Genomic DNA, 12,353 nt, shown 5'->3' with positions numbered 1-12,353 from the left:
TGGGACGGTCTACTCGGCAGCCTGCATGTTGATCTTGCGTTCCGCCATTTCGGTGAGCTTTCGATCGGTCGCCTGCTCTTCTTTCAGGTTCTTGGCCAATACGTTGGCGCAGTCACTGCGGCCAAGCTGCTTGGCCCAGGCGATGAGCGTGCCATATCTGGTCATCTCATAGTGTTCGACCGCCTGCGCCGACGCTATCAGCGCCGCGTCTAGAACCTCCTTGTCGTCGACGTCGCCGCTCACATCGTCGGCTTCCTCCAGAATGCCGTCTATCGCCGGGCAGTTGACCTCCTTGGCCTTGACGCCATGCAATTCGAACACCTGTTCGACGCGCTCGATATGGCCTTTGGTCTGCTCGAGGTGTTTTTCGAATCCGGCCTTCAATTGCGGATCGGTTGCCTTGCCGATCATCTTCGGCAGCGCTTTCTCGATCTGCTTTTCGGCGTAATAGATGTCGCGCAGCGTGTGCACGAAGAGATCGTCGAGTGTCTTGATGTCCTTCGAAAAGAAGCCCATGGCCTTACCTTTCATTGTGCAGAAGTTCGGGTTCGGCGGCGGCTTGCCCGCCACCCGCGGAGGCCGGGAACTCGTCCCGGCTTGCTGGTCAACGCACCGGTGCTGGAGGAGTTCCTAATTCCGAGCCGGCCGTTACTCCTTTTCGAGACGCTGCGGTCCATCTCCGGAGGAGCTTTGACCCGATCACACGTTCCATGGTCCAGCGAGGACCCTCAGGCGCACGCCGGCGCGGAAAAACTGACGGCCAGGAGAGCCGAAACGTGCTGTGCGCCGCAAGCTCTCGCAGGCGATGGCTGCTTCGGCAGATGCAATGCCAGCGTCGGGCGCGCACTATTGTCGGGAGAACTCTTGGTCAAGTATGCGAAGGCCCTCTTCATATTTGGCCGCCGACGCTCCGACCTGCCTCGACTGCCAGATGTTGTCCTCCAGATCGGCGCGTTTTACGGGGAGCGCCACTGGGTTCGACGCAGCCCGCCGGACAAAGGCGAAATACTCCTCATCCGGCCTGCGCGACATGGCGTCGACCGCCGCGGTAATTGTCGGTCCGAAGCCTGCTTCTTCGAGCTTGGCGCGGGTCCAGCCCTCGCCTTTCTCCAGAACGTCATGAAGGTAGGCAACAGTCTTCTGATCGATTGTCTCGACAGCGTCGACGACACGGCGGCAATGCTCGATGTAGGGCCGCCCGGTCTTATCGCGCTGCGACGCGTGAACCTCCTCCGCAATCTTTGCCGCCTGGTAGAAAATGCTCATCGCGCCTGTCGTTACCGTGATTGTCTCTGCCTGATGAAACCTATTCGACGATATGTGGCGTGTGTCGCTTGTCCTCGGCAGGGTCGACATCGATACGGGCCTTTTCCGGATCGAAAGCGCCGTGACCTGCAATAGCCAGAGCAGCCGCATCGGGCGTTTCGTAGGCCCACATGAAATCGTCGGAAGAACTGCCGACGGCGTGGACACGCCAGTAGCTTGCGGTGCCTTTAAGCGGGCACCGGGTGGTGGTGTCGGTCTTTTCGAACAGATCGAAATAGATGTCCTCGAAGGGGATATAGAAAACGGGCTCGTGCCCGTCTTCACGCAGGACCTTCGCCCGCTCCGTGGCTGCGACGATGGCGTCGGAAAACCGCACCGTCACTGTGCCGGAAAACGGTTCTATGGCCAATCGGCCAAGGTTTTGCTGTGAAGTTGCGCCTGAAGTTTGCATCTGAATTTCTCCCTGGCGATGACCGCAAGATGCCTGGAGACGAAATGCGCGGCGACGCTTCAGGTTCCGGCATGTCCGATGAAGCTGAATGGCGGGCCGGACTTAAAGCGCCTACCGCTTGCCGTATCCAGCAGTTCTCGTTGGTAAGGCGCGGTGAAATGCTCGTCCAACCCATTCGAAGACTTTGGAAGGACGACACGGTCGTCGCTTCCGTGGAGCGTCAGGGCTGGCACCGAAATGATCTTCGCCGCTACTTGCCGGCGGGCGAGTTCGTGGCTGGAGATGCTCCAGCAGTTTGGCCGTCGTCAGCTGCCGCCTCATGTATGGGCTCCGGGGCGGCCTCAGTTGCGGCCAAGTGGGCCGCAAGGTCCCTATAGACCTTGTCCCTGCCGCCATCGTGTTTAGCGATCAGGCCAAGTAAGTCATGACGGCTTAGCTTTGCAATCTTCATTAGGAATTCGAATTCGTGCTTCGGAATGGAGGCTGCTAAGCGATCGAGTTTGGCCCGCCGGGTCTCTTTGGACACATGTGCTCCTATGTATCCAGCCATGCGAGGCACGTATTCGGAGGCCCGCCATTGTCTTGATGGCGGGCCTTCGGGCGGCCGAAGCCGCTAGGTCCATCGGCTACTTGTTGCAATTTTGCACGGTCGAGGTCGTTGTGCCACTTGCAGTGTTGTTATCGATGTCATTGCCTGCGGCGTCCTTGCAACGGTCGGTCATGCCGTTCGATTTTGTAGTCGAGTTTGTGGAATTCGGATCGGTTGGCACGGCCGCATTCCCGCTGCCAGTGCCATTGCCAGCGGCGCCGCCGCTGCCAACAGTTCCAGTACCAGTTCCATTACCCGTGCCAGCCGTGCCGCCAGCACCCGTTCCATTTGTCTGCGCCAAGGCGGAACCGGCCAAGGCAATAGTTAGCACCGACGCGGCTAGAATTTTCTTCAACATTGGAGTCTCCGTGTTTGAATCGCCGAATTGCGATCGCTTTCCCAACGACAGGTTTTTCTCATTGTTCCCGGCGTAATGGATTGTGATCCGCAGCAGCCTTCGTCGAGGTGGACACTCTTGACGGCGCACGAATTGTGATGAGACCTGACAAGGGCAGGATGGGCTTTGTTCAACACCAAAGCGATATGTTGGGCGCGGCTGCATGCATCCGACGCGGATCGCGATGCGGAATGTGGGCAAGACGGGTTACAACAGAAGCGGCGATCAGAGCTGCGAGCGAACCGGCCGCCTTGATGTTAATCTGACGGTTGAATCTCAAGACCATTCCGAGGCAGGAGCAGAACGCATGCCGGCTCGATCCGAAGGATTTACAATCGCTCTGGCTCACAACGGGGATGCACGAACGCAGGCGGCCGCTGCGCTCTATCGACACAACATCGAACAAACCGGAATCGATGACCGGGCAGTGATCGGCGCGGAGCTTACCGACCCCTCCGGAAAGATCTGGGGTGGAATTTGGGGCAGAACGGAACTAGGGCTCCTGTTTCTCGACATGTTCTTCTTGCCTGAAAAATTGCGTGGCCGATCCTATGGATCACAGCTTCTTATGGCGATCGAGGAGGAAGCCGTTAGGCGTGGATGCAAGAGAGCCGTCGTCGAGACGAGCAGTTTCCAGGCGCCTCAATTTTACCGGCATCATGGGTTTGAGGAATTCGGCAAGGTCGAATTCGTTATTCCAGGACACGCCCGCATCTTCCTTCGCAAGAACCTGCAGTAATCTTTGCGGAGGCGCCATCTGCACGAACGGCTGTTCGCCGGCAAAACGCCGGCGCCTTAGCCCTCCCGAGCCGTAGCCATCTACTCCCGAAGGTCCTTTTGCCCTTTCCATCCAGGAAGCTCGGTCATCGGGCATAGCAGCCGCGGTCGCGCCGGATCGGAGATATCGAGTTTATCCCAGGGAATGCGGTACAGGCCGTCGCGGCGGCGCAGCCGAAAGAGGTCGAGCATCGCGATGCCGATGGTCGAAGCCGACAGACGCTCGAACGCGGCGTAGATGCCAACGTGGAATTCAGTAACGACGAGCTCGTCGCCACGCTGTTCGGCGAGAATCTCTTCGATGTGACCGATGCTCTTTCCGCGCTGCGAGAGCACGCGTCGCCCGGCAAGATGTTCGAGGTTGACTGTCCTCATCATCACGCTCCTGGGATGCGCCCGATGACATGATCGCGCAACCAGTCCTGCCAGGCGAAAATCGACGTCTCGCCCACCTCGATGTCACATTCGATGTCGAGCCCGTTGTCCTGCACCTTTTTCCACGCAATCCTGTGTGGCACGGCGTGGCGTTTGCCACCCACCCTCGTCGCCAGTTGCGCCATCCATTCCCCGGGCCGCGCGCCAAGGCGGCGCGCCAAAGTGATGGAGCCGAGTTCTATCGCGACAATCCTTGGTGGTTTGCCCCGCCGCAACTCGGCCACCACTCCGTCGACCTTGCCGATCTTGACCCGCCGGCGGTCGAACACCTGCTTGTCCAGGAGATCACGCATCAATTCCATCATGTGCCTCCGAATATCTGCAGCGGAATCGTCACCACGGCGAGCACGAAGGCAAGCGCGATAATGAAGACAACGGCGGCATTCGAAATGATGCCGTTGCGATGTTCGCCGACATAGCGTTCGTCATTCAGCAGGAAGAGAAATGGAACTACCGTCAGCGGAAGGCTCGCCGCCGTTACCGCCATGGAAAAGATGGTCAGCTTCAGTGGGTCGAGGCCAAGCATGATCGGAATGGCGGTCAAAAACAATGATGCCGTATAGACGGCACTGAAGCCCGGATCATCGCGCGGCTTGCGATCCTCACCCCAGGTCCAGCCAAAGCCCTGTGCCACCAGATATGCCTGTTGCAACCCGACTTCGAGTGCGGCGCCGAAACAGGCAATGGCGAGCGAGGCAACGAAAAGAACGAACCCCCAGAAGCCGAATATAGGGATCAGCATCAACGGCAGTTGGTGATAGTCGTCCACCTGGTCGATGCCGCGCGTCGCGAGAACGAGAGCAGCGACGATCAACACGCCGATCGAAATGGTCCCACCGAAGGTCATGCCCAGCCCGGCGATGGCACGATTGGCCCCAAGGTGGCTTTCATCCCATTTGTCCTCGATAGCTCCCGAGGAATAAAACATGAAAAGATAAGGCGATATCGAGGCGCCGAGAATGCTGGCCGCCATGAACCAGTAATTGATGGCATCGTGAGCCGGCAGCGAGGGCACGGCGCTGACAGCGACCGCTGTCCAGTCGGGCTTTAACATCACCGCACCGACCACGAAGCACAGCGTCACGAGGCCGAGGACCGAAATGCCTTTCTCGATAAAGCCAAACGTGCCTTTCCACAGCAGCAGCCATGCCAGCAACGCCACCGGCAGTGCCCACCTCTGGAAGCCTATGCCGGTGGCAAGTTCGAGTGCGATGGCCACACCGCCGATCTCAGCGGACAGCACCATGAAATTGACGAGAAGGACGACGAGCAACGGCCATAGGAAGACGTTGAACCCAAACCTTTCACGAATGCCCTCTGAGATCGTGTGATGGCTCATCGCGGCGAACCGACCGGCCATTTCAACCAAAAAGATGATGCATATGGTGCCGAGAACTATGGCCCAGATCAGCTGGAATCGGAAGGCGGCACCCGCCTGCGCCGCCGTAGCCATCGACCCGACTTCGAGGAAACCTCCGACACTGGTGACGACGCCAAGCGATATTTCCAGAAGCTTCTTCACGGCTTTGGTCCGAAAGCGCTGGTGTAAGCGGCGGCGAGCGAGCGCATGGCCGCCCGAAGATCCTGTTGTGCGCTTTTCACCTCAGTGCGATTGTTCACCCGCAATCCCGCCTCGGCATGCGCCACCGCCACCGACAAACTGTTGACTGCTGCCGTCAGTCCTGCTCGCCCGGCTGGTTCAGCGGTCTCGGCCGATCGAATTTGCGCCTCGACATCGGCCAGCGTTTTTCCGACCGAGTGCAGTGCGGCCGTGGCATAGGCGGACGGTGCCGCTCCCTCCACCCAGGCATCCAGTACCATCGATACGGTCTGTGCCGCGGAGGCCGCTGTTCGTGATTGCTGCGCCACCTGATTGGAAGACGAGCATCCGGCCAACCCGGCTAGCATCAGAAGCAAGCACAGCCAGCCAACCGGAAAATGACGGTCGTTATGGGGTACAGCGCGCGTTGGATGCGCCACGCGGATTTCCTCCCCGGCCCGAACCAACTGCGTCCGGCAGCAATGATCTAGAGCGCTCGGAGAGCTCGTCAAACGAAACCGACGACGAGCCTGTGAGGTCGGCTAGTTCCACGTAACAAAACGCTCCATCCCGGACAGCCGTGAAAGTGGGGGGGGGCCCGCGCTTCTCTTTGGCGCGGAGAAGCGCGGGCAGATCGGGCTGAGGGGATGACCCGATCGCGCAGCATCAACATGGGAGGGCAACAACGCTGCACGGTTCGAACTTCCAACTGGGCCACTTGTTCCAACTTCAACTGATCCGTTCTGAGTACTCAATCCATGCGTTCGGGGGGCCTTTTTTTGAAGGTAGGCCATCGCGAGTTCTCATGGCGTAGAACGGTTTTTGTCGCAACGGCTCTCTATGAATGCGCGCAAGGACCGCGACGACGACCGTCGCCTGACCGTCATGACAGCGCACGATCAATCCAGCCCAAACGCCGCGGAACAATTGTGCCCGCTCGTGGTTCCGATGGCACGAAGATGGAGGATATGATGACGGACGCCAAACTCGCTGTGGTGACCGGCGCCTCGAGTGGCATCGGAAGGGAACTCGCAAAGCTGTGCGCTAAAGACGGTTACGACCTGATCATCGCCGCCGACGAGCCGGCTATCCGGCAGGCGGCAGAGGCACTTGAGACCCACAATGTAACGGTCGAAGCCATTGAGGCCGATCTGGCGACCGTCGAGGGCGCCGATCGGTTGATCTCCCAGATCGGCGATCGGGATATCGACCTGTTGTTTCTCAATGCGGGACGCGGGCTCGGCAACGGCTTCGTCGACCAGGACTGGCGAAAAGTCCGCCGGATCATCGACACCAATGTCACCGGAACGGTCTATCTGGCGCATGAACTCGGCGCCAAGATGGCCCGGCGAGGTCGCGGACGCATCCTGTTCACCGGGTCGATCGCCGGCTTCATGCCCGGAACATTCCAGGCCGTCTACAACGGCACGAAGGCGTTCATCGATTCCTTCTCCATCGCGCTCCGCCATGAGCTGAAAGATAGCGGCGTGACGGTCACCGTGCTGATGCCTGGCCCCACGCAGACGCGATTCTTCGAGCGCGCTGAAATGATGGATACCAAGGTCGGCTCCGATGAAAAGGACAATCCGGCCGATGTCGCCAAGACGGGTTACGAGGCGATGATGGCCGGTGATGAACAGGTCGTCAGCGGTTGGAAAAACAAGCTGCAGGTCGCCGCCGCGCATGTCACGCCGGCAGGCACTTTGGCCGAACAGCACCGTAGGATGGCCGAGCCGGGGTCGGCGTCCAGCGACTGAGCCAATATTCGCGTCATCAAAAGGGCTGGCATTCCCAAGGCCGCATGTGCTGCGCGAGGCAATCTATCGCTGCCGCAGGGGCGGCACCATCTCGGTTCCCGGCGTCTATGTTGGTCTGGTCGATCACATCCCGTTTGGCGGCGATGAATAAGGGACCGGCTTTCCGGATGGGCCAGACGCATACGCAACGCTACCTGGAACCTTTATTGGCCATGGTCCAGAACGGCGCAATCGATCCCTCCTTGTGATTACCCCCGGGCCGATCTGAAAGCAGGGCCGGATCTCTACAAGACGTTCCGCGACAAGCAGGATGGCTGTATCAAAGTCGTGACGCGGCCTCACAGCTAAGACGGGCAAGGCGACCGACACTCACTGCAATCACAAGGGAACATTCGCGTCGACGGCCGGTTAGGTGCCACTTCCGTAACGGTCACCTGCCGTCAAAGCGAGCCCATGATGAACCACGACCAGCATGACAATGTACCAGACGCAGCGCGCAGACTTGTCGTCGGAAGCATGGCGGGAGGAATTCTCGCCGCTTATGCTTCCACGGCGTCAGCCGATACGGGAACAGTGCCTGCTAAAGCAGGCCCTGCGAGCCCGATGCTAAAACAGAATCCGGTGACGCAATATCACCAGCCGCCTTTCAAGCCACAGGAACAGAAGTGGCCGGGTTTGGCCAGCAAAATGGTGCCGCGCCCGGACCACGGCGAAACGACCTACAAAGGATCAGGCAGGCTTGCCGGCCGCAAAGCGCTGATAACCGGCGGCGATTCCGGTATTGGTCGTGCGGCGGCGATTGCATTCGCGCGCGAGCGTGCGGACGTTGCTTTCTGCTACCTCCCCGAAGAACAGGAAGACGCCGACGAACTGGTGGACCTAATAAAAGCGGCAGGTCAAAAGGCTTGCCGGCGATATCCGCAATGAGGCCTTTTGCAGAAAGCTGGCCGATGAAGCAGCAACGACCCTCGGCGGTCTCGACATCCTGGTCAGCAACGCTGCCCGCCTCACTCGAGTCCACGGTCCTCAAAAAGGGCCGCCAAGGCCACCGCTCCTTAGGCGTGGTGGGCTTTCAGACTGTCTACAGGAGGAACCAATGGCTGGCGATGAAATAGAAAGAAGGCGACTGCAGATGTTGATCGAACAATATCTGGAGACCCGTAAGCGACGGCACGATTTCGTGTCGATCGCGAATGCCGAACTCGCGATCAAGGCGGTCATGCCGCATTGCCCGGTGTCAAACGCAGCGTTGGCAGAGATGATTGCCGCTGGCGCCGTCACTTACGGCCTTGGCGTCCTATTCGACGCGAAGCAAACCGAGGGCGAACTGCCCGTTGTTTGCTAGGCTCATCGCCTGACCAATCGTCGCGCGGTCGCGAAGTTTCGCCCGGCTCTGGAATACGCCAGACCGGGAGCATGCCAATCGTGCCGGCCGGATCGCAGGCACTTGCCGGCGACGCCGTCTCGGGCCTGGACCCGAATGTCGTCGCATATCTGTTGAAAAACCCGTGTCTTTGTCCCACGAGAAGTGCGTTACCGGGCTTCTCGTTGGGTTGGCACCGTTCCGCTGTCCTGGTGTCTTGCCAAAGCTGTCGGTTGAACACCGAGCATATTTCGCACGGCCTCGACCAGCGCAGCAGCCCACACGGGTTTTGACAGCATCTTGTGATGACGCAAATCTTGCGGGATGTCGGATGCCGTGTACCCACTGACGAAAACAAACGGAATTCCGCGTTGCGCTAGAAGAGGGACAAGGGCAGCGCTGGTCTCGCCGCCGAGACCAATGTCCAGGACCGCGGCAGATATGACTTCACTCTCGATCAGCTTTTTCGCGCGAGCAACGGACGGCACTGGCCCGGCGATGGCGAAGCCGGCCTCTTCCAGGATTGCGCGGTGCTCCTCCGCGACCAGCCATTCATCTTCGACGATAAGGATACGAGATGCAGTCACGTTTCGCTCTCCCGATGATCAAACGGAAACTCAATCCGCAAGCTCAAACCATCGGAACCGAAAGATGTTTCAAAATTTCCGCCAAGCCGATACTCAATTTCGCCTTTTACCAGCGAAAGACCAAATCCCGTCTTCTCAGGTGGAGTGACAGCGGGACCGCCGCTTTCTAACCATTCGAGCTGAAAACCGTGATCCGACGCCGACCAAGTCACGGACACCACGCCGTTTGGCACGGACAAGGCGCCATATTTTCCAGCATTCGTGGCAAGTTCATGGATCACCATGCCAAGCGACAGGCCCTGCTGAGGCTTGAGCCGAATGTCCTCGCCTGTGGTGTTGATGCGTTCCAGCCCGAACGGCTCGACTTCCTGCCGCACGATTTCCTCTACCGAGACCTCTTTCCAGCTTTCGCGCGAGAGCACTCCGTAGGCCCGCGCCATGGCGCGCAGGCGACCGATGAGCGCTTCGGCGAAAGCCTCCGAAGAGGGAGCATTTTTCAGGGTCTGACTGGCAATGCTGACCGTAACGGCCAGCATGTTCTTGACCCGATGATTGAGTTCCGAGATCAATACCCGCTGGTGGGCTTCGGCTTCAGCCATGGTCGTCACATCGACAAAGGTCACCACCACACCCTGGATTTTCCGCACGCTGTCGCGGTAGGGGATCAGCCGCACGAGATAGTGGATGCCGTCGCTATCGCGCGGTAGCTGGTGCTCGATCATCTCGCCGGCCCTGAAAACCTGCGCGATATGGTCGCGCAGGTGCGGATAATCGAGCCGGCTGGCAAGATCGGTAAGCGGTCTTCCGATGTCGGTCGGCAGCAAATTGAAGAACGAAGACGCCGCCGGCGTGAAGCTGCGGATAACCAGCTTGGTATCGAGAAAAACAGTCGCGATCTGTGTGCTCTCGAACAGGTTCTTCAGATCGCTGTTGGCCCGATCGAGATCCTCGATCTTGGAAACCAGTTCGGCATTGATTGTGTTCAATTCCTCATTGAGGGACTGCATTTCTTCCTTGGAAGCCTCAAGCTCCTCATTGGAGGACTGGGCTTCTTCGTTGACGGAGACGAGTTCCTCATTGGAAGATTTCAACTCCTCCAATGCGGTCTCATATTCTTCGATCGTCGATTGCAGGCGCTCGCGCGTATCGCGGAGCTCGCGCTCGAAATCAGCAATCCCGGATGGCTGACGAACCTTTAGAGCCTCCAGCCGCGGCTGCGGCTGGCCCACCGGTTCGAACAGGACGAGAAACAGCGGCTCGCCGCTGCCGCGATCAACCAAGGGCTCGATCGTCAATGTGACGAATTGGACACGATCTTCATCTTCTTCAATGGCTATCGCTTCGCGCACAACCGTGCGCCGGCCTTCGGCCGCTTCCCGCAAAGCGCCGCGCAGTTCCAGACGCAGGCCGCTGCGTGCCATTGTAAGCAATTGTCTGCTCGGCACCCCTTGCGGCGGCTCGAGATATTTGCCGGTTCTGACCGAGTAATAGACGACATCTCCATCACCATTGATGACGACATGGGCCGGAGCGTAGCGTTCGAGAACATGGGCTTCAACGGTTTGCCTTAGGGAATAAGACAAGCCGCGGCGGGCATGAGTGTCATTGGCGCTGGAAAAGTTGCTTGCAGGCGCAGCATTCAACAAGATCGGCAGCCGCGGCGGCGCCGTATGTTCTCGTGCCTTGAATATCCGTTGTTTCTTGTCGACCGGTGCAAACAGATCGGCATGCTGGCTTATGCTCTCGGAGGTGCCAAGGAACAGATAGCCGCCGGGCTTCAGCGAATAATGGAAGGTCGGAATAACCTGCTTTTGCACATCGGGGCCGAAATAGATCAGCAGGTTCCGGCACGACACCATGTCCATGCGCGAGAAGGGTGGATCGCGGATGACGCTGTGCGCCGAGAAGATGCAGAGATCACGTACGCTCTTGCTCAAGATGAAACTTGTGCCGTCATTGCTGAAGAAGCGTTCGCGACGTTCAGGCGAAACGCCCGCAAGCAATGACTCCGGATAGCGCGCCGAACGTGCGATGCCCAACGCCGCGTCATCGATGTCCGTGGCGAAAATCTGGATGCGCGGCACAGCCGAAAGTGTATCCATATGCTCGCGCATCAGCATTCCGATCGAGAAGACTTCCTCGCCGGTTGCGCAGCCGGGCACCCAGACGCGGATCGTATCGTTGGCGTCCTTGCCTTCGAAAAGTTTGGGGATGACGGTTTCTTCCAGGGTCTTGAAAGCGTCCGTATCGCGGAAGAAATTTGTCACGTTGATCAGCAGGTCGCGAAACAGCGACCGCACTTCCTCCGCATTTGAACGAAGCAACTCTATATAGGCATCGATCGCGGTGTTCTGTGTTATTTGCATGCGTCGCCTGACGCGGCGCAAGAACGTCTTGGCCTTGTAGCCCGAGAAATCATGTCCCGAATGGCTGCGCAGGATCGCGTAGATTTCTTCCTGGCCCTTGCGGAGTTTCAAAGCACTGGCCTTGCCATCGTCAGCTTCAAGCTCGTCGAGCAGTTCAAAGCTGTGGGCAAATTCCATGAGTTTCGCACCCATCTCATCGGCCGGGATGGCGATATCGATCAGACCGGAACTGATCGCGCTGCGCGGCATGTCGGGATTGCTCGGACCCGACTCGTCGGAGAGTTGCGCCAGCGTCAGGCCGCCATGCTCCTTGATTGCCTTGATGCCCAACGTACCGTCGGAATCGCCGCCCGACAGGACGACGCCGACGGCGTATTCGCCCTGATCCTCGGCCAGCGCGCTGAAAAAGATGTCGATGGGCTTGCGCTCCCTGGACACCGAATTCGGTTGGCGCAGCTTTAGGCTGGAATTTTCGATGGTGAGGATCGCGTTGTGCGGCATCACATAGACGGTGTCAGGATGGATATCCATTGCATCTTCAGCGACACGAACCGGAATTCCGGTGTAAAGCGCAATCACTTCGTGCAGCAGACTTTCCCGTTCCGGGCTGAGATGCGTGACGATCACGAACGCCATCCCGCTCGAAGACGGCATCCCGCGAAAAAATCCCTCCATGGCGGCAATGCCGCCCGCAGAGGCGCCAATACCGACTATGGGGAACCTCGGCAGCTTTTGCATCAATTGTCCTGCTTCAGTGAAATGCAACGCGGCAGCGCTGATTTCGATCCAATGTGTAAACCGTTCCTGGTCGAATTCCCATCCCGC

The 12,353-nt window shown here is 58.9% G+C and carries 13 protein-coding genes and 2 pseudogenes; 5 read left to right on the top strand and 10 right to left on the bottom strand.

The window, feature by feature from the left end; all coding sequences use genetic code 11:
* Positions 1-9 precede the first annotated feature (9 nt).
* The 4 genes from X733_RS161185 to X733_RS0134040 form a co-directional block, all read right to left on the bottom strand.
* On the bottom strand, positions 10-516 hold the full coding sequence (locus tag X733_RS161185; protein WP_023817843.1) for a ferritin-like domain-containing protein: 507 nt from the start codon (positions 514-516) through the stop codon (positions 10-12).
* Positions 517-846: 330 nt separating this feature from the next.
* On the bottom strand, positions 847-1,266 hold the full coding sequence (locus X733_RS161190) for an HD domain-containing protein (protein ID WP_023681173.1): 420 nt from the start codon (positions 1,264-1,266) through the stop codon (positions 847-849).
* Positions 1,267-1,306: 40 nt separating this feature from the next.
* Complete coding sequence (locus tag X733_RS161195) at positions 1,307-1,717, bottom strand: DUF427 domain-containing protein (protein WP_023704637.1); 411 nt, start codon at positions 1,715-1,717, stop codon at positions 1,307-1,309.
* A 626-nt stretch (positions 1,718-2,343) separates the two neighbouring features.
* Positions 2,344-2,664 carry a hypothetical protein gene (locus X733_RS0134040; RefSeq protein ID WP_031193045.1) on the bottom strand — a complete coding sequence of 107 codons (321 nt, stop codon included), beginning with the start codon at positions 2,662-2,664 and terminating at the stop codon, positions 2,344-2,346.
* Positions 2,665-2,866: 202 nt separating this feature from the next.
* Between X733_RS0134040 and X733_RS0134035 the strand changes: the two genes are divergently transcribed.
* Positions 2,867-3,442: a GNAT family N-acetyltransferase gene (locus X733_RS0134035; RefSeq protein WP_023817840.1), complete on the top strand. Its 576-nt coding sequence runs from the start codon at positions 2,867-2,869 to the stop codon at positions 3,440-3,442.
* Between the two features lie 80 nt (positions 3,443-3,522).
* Here X733_RS0134035 and X733_RS161205 read toward each other — a convergent pair whose 3' ends face one another.
* Genes X733_RS161205 through X733_RS161220 form a run of 4 tightly spaced genes read right to left on the bottom strand, consistent with a single transcriptional unit; the run spans position 3,523 to position 5,895 of the window.
* Positions 3,523-3,855: a hypothetical protein gene (locus tag X733_RS161205; protein WP_023681169.1), complete on the bottom strand. Its 333-nt coding sequence runs from the start codon at positions 3,853-3,855 to the stop codon at positions 3,523-3,525.
* A gap of 2 nt (positions 3,856-3,857) precedes the next feature.
* Positions 3,858-4,220, bottom strand: coding sequence for a hypothetical protein (locus tag X733_RS161210; protein ID WP_245260609.1), 363 nt, complete (start codon positions 4,218-4,220; stop codon positions 3,858-3,860).
* On the bottom strand, positions 4,217-5,437 hold the full coding sequence (locus X733_RS161215) for a divalent metal cation transporter (RefSeq protein WP_023817839.1): 1,221 nt from the start codon (positions 5,435-5,437) through the stop codon (positions 4,217-4,219). Before X733_RS161215 ends, X733_RS161210 begins: the two co-directional genes overlap by 4 nt.
* Positions 5,434-5,895, bottom strand: coding sequence for a hypothetical protein (locus tag X733_RS161220; RefSeq protein ID WP_245260252.1), 462 nt, complete (start codon positions 5,893-5,895; stop codon positions 5,434-5,436). The genes X733_RS161215 and X733_RS161220 overlap by 4 nt, the downstream gene beginning before the upstream one ends.
* Positions 5,896-6,426: 531 nt before the next feature.
* On the opposite strand from X733_RS161220, the gene X733_RS161225 reads away from it, so the two are divergent.
* The 4 genes and pseudogenes from X733_RS161225 (at position 6,427) to X733_RS161230 (ending at position 8,557) form a co-directional block, all read left to right on the top strand.
* Entirely contained in the window at positions 6,427-7,212 is a 786-nt protein-coding gene (locus X733_RS161225) for an SDR family NAD(P)-dependent oxidoreductase (RefSeq protein WP_031193044.1), read from the top strand.
* Positions 7,213-7,249: 37 nt separating this feature from the next.
* Positions 7,250-7,560: pseudogene (locus tag X733_RS1000000170640) on the top strand (glutathione-dependent formaldehyde dehydrogenase); the annotation flags it as partial.
* Positions 7,561-7,815: 255 nt separating this feature from the next.
* Positions 7,816-8,218 (top strand): annotated as a pseudogene (locus X733_RS24960) (SDR family NAD(P)-dependent oxidoreductase); the annotation flags it as partial.
* A 90-nt stretch (positions 8,219-8,308) separates the two neighbouring features.
* Positions 8,309-8,557 carry a hypothetical protein gene (locus tag X733_RS161230; RefSeq protein WP_023681163.1) on the top strand — a complete coding sequence of 83 codons (249 nt, stop codon included), beginning with the start codon at positions 8,309-8,311 and terminating at the stop codon, positions 8,555-8,557.
* A 188-nt stretch (positions 8,558-8,745) separates the two neighbouring features.
* On the opposite strand, the gene X733_RS0134025 is transcribed toward X733_RS161230, so the two are convergent.
* Both X733_RS0134025 and X733_RS161235 read right to left on the bottom strand, forming a co-directional pair.
* Positions 8,746-9,162 (bottom strand): response regulator, encoded by a 417-nt coding sequence (locus X733_RS0134025; protein WP_023804850.1) that lies wholly within the window; start codon positions 9,160-9,162, stop codon positions 8,746-8,748.
* Positions 9,159-12,266, bottom strand: coding sequence for a CheR family methyltransferase (locus X733_RS161235; protein WP_023687842.1), 3,108 nt, complete (start codon positions 12,264-12,266; stop codon positions 9,159-9,161). Before X733_RS161235 ends, X733_RS0134025 begins: the two co-directional genes overlap by 4 nt.
* Between the last annotated feature and the right edge of the window lie 87 nt (positions 12,267-12,353).

The organism is Mesorhizobium sp. L2C066B000 (genome assembly GCF_000502335.1).
Classification (GTDB): domain Bacteria; phylum Pseudomonadota; class Alphaproteobacteria; order Rhizobiales; family Rhizobiaceae; genus Mesorhizobium.
Note: the sequence above shows the minus strand (reverse complement) of the source record. Positions and strands in the feature narration are given on the sequence as shown.

Excerpts from the sequence above, each read along its gene's own strand:
- X733_RS161195 (WP_023704637.1), bottom strand. The coding sequence starts at position 1,717 with ATGCAAACTTCAGGCGCAACTTCACAGCAAAACCTTGGCCGATTGGCC.
- X733_RS161230 (WP_023681163.1), top strand. The coding sequence starts at position 8,309 with ATGGCTGGCGATGAAATAGAAAGAAGGCGACTGCAGATGTTGATCGAA.
- X733_RS161225 (WP_031193044.1), top strand. The coding sequence starts at position 6,427 with ATGACGGACGCCAAACTCGCTGTGGTGACCGGCGCCTCGAGTGGCATC.
- X733_RS0134040 (WP_031193045.1), bottom strand. The coding sequence starts at position 2,664 with ATGTTGAAGAAAATTCTAGCCGCGTCGGTGCTAACTATTGCCTTGGCC.
- X733_RS161235 (WP_023687842.1), bottom strand. The coding sequence starts at position 12,266 with ATGCAAAAGCTGCCGAGGTTCCCCATAGTCGGTATTGGCGCCTCTGCG.
- X733_RS161205 (WP_023681169.1), bottom strand. The coding sequence starts at position 3,855 with ATGAGGACAGTCAACCTCGAACATCTTGCCGGGCGACGCGTGCTCTCG.
- X733_RS161210 (WP_245260609.1), bottom strand. The coding sequence starts at position 4,220 with ATGATGGAATTGATGCGTGATCTCCTGGACAAGCAGGTGTTCGACCGC.
- X733_RS0134035 (WP_023817840.1), top strand. The coding sequence starts at position 2,867 with ATGCATCCGACGCGGATCGCGATGCGGAATGTGGGCAAGACGGGTTAC.
- X733_RS161185 (WP_023817843.1), bottom strand. The coding sequence starts at position 516 with ATGGGCTTCTTTTCGAAGGACATCAAGACACTCGACGATCTCTTCGTG.
- X733_RS161190 (WP_023681173.1), bottom strand. The coding sequence starts at position 1,266 with ATGAGCATTTTCTACCAGGCGGCAAAGATTGCGGAGGAGGTTCACGCG.